Below are 1,376 nucleotides of genomic sequence, written 5' to 3' on the forward strand. Positions count from 1 at the left end.
GGTCAGCCGAGCATTGTGCGACGACGGCGCACGCCCATAACCGGTACCAGAATCCAGACGGGAGGATGTGACGGTCATTTCCGGTGTGTCCTTTCACAACTCAGGCAGGTGCTGCTCGGTCGGGGCATCAAGACGCAAATTCGCCTCGCGGTACACCGGACTGTTGCAGTCATCACAATGACAATCCCACCTCTGATGAATAGTTGTCAAGCTTTCAGCTGCGGTTAACTGTCTTGAGCGAGGTGATTTCAAAAGTGTTGAAACGCCACGCGATCAGGTGGCCAGAACGCCGTTGTGAGGTTGCTGTGCGGAGCCCTCTTGCGGTCAGTGTGCCCGAGCACCCTTGAGCCCACCGTGTAGTGCCGCTGATGGCTGCCGCCCAACAGCGGTATTGAGTCGGATATCGATCTGGTCTGGAGCGCTCGGTCAGTGTGGAGCACCGACAGCCTGCGAAGGTGCTTACTTCGGCGTCGTCCCGACGAGAGGCGCGACGGCTGGCATCAGGACGGCTATGTGAACTTTCCACCGACGGTGAAGAGCCCTGACTTGACTTCACGAGGCTGGGCTTCTCCGCGTTCGACGTTCACCGGATCGCGGCCCGCTTCCACGTCATCGACCATCTGGCTCAGCATGCGCCGCAACATCACCACACCCTTGTCGAAGGTCACCAGTGTCTCTGCGGAGTGCTGGGTTATCGGCCCCTGCGAGATAATCGCTTCATTATCGCCGGGATAACGCTGGGCGTCTTTCTCGCTCAGTTCCCAGGGAAACTTTCCGTTCTGCTTAATCCCTAAGATCAGGCGCATCATCCGATCGATGCTCGTCCCCCGCGTCGCGATGAAATTCCGGTAGGACGTGTCGTCACAGGGCACATTCCACACGAGGCAGTCCGGGCGCTGGTCGACCGGAATTTTCACAAAGTCCGGCAACGCGATGATATTGGGCACGTGACACTCGATGCACCAGTCCAGTTGGCGGGTCTCGCCATCGGTTACTTCGTGGTGGAACCGCTGACGATAAAACGGGCCGTGGGCTGTCGTCTCGAATTCGATCGTTCCCGGTAGCCGGTACGGGTCGAAGTAAGAGTGCGGAAACCCGTCTAGCTCGCCGACGCCGTCGAACTGGGGACCGCTGTGCGTGTAGTGCAGCCACATCGCATGTACCGGGTCCATCGCATTTTCATAGGCCTGCAACCAATTACACGGCATCACCATGCCGGTGACATTGAATCCGGGCACCGGGATTTCACTGAATATGGCCTCCCCTTCACCGAGCTCCTCAAACATTTCGTAGCGAGGTAGCGCGGGTTTGCGTTCGGGCGGACCCATGTAGACGAACACCAAGCCGTAGCGCTCCTCGACCGGATACCACGGTTG

General features: G+C 58.7%; 1 protein-coding gene. It reads right to left on the minus strand.

Annotated elements, in window-relative coordinates; all coding sequences use genetic code 11:
• Positions 1 to 509 precede the first annotated feature (509 nt).
• Positions 510 to 1,376: phenoxybenzoate dioxygenase (locus A9W96_RS00840; RefSeq protein WP_067137395.1), on the minus strand; the 867-nt coding region annotated here is incomplete at its 5' end.

The organism is Mycobacterium sp. 1245852.3 (assembly GCF_001669335.1).
Taxonomy (GTDB): domain Bacteria; phylum Actinomycetota; class Actinomycetes; order Mycobacteriales; family Mycobacteriaceae; genus Mycobacterium; species Mycobacterium europaeum_A.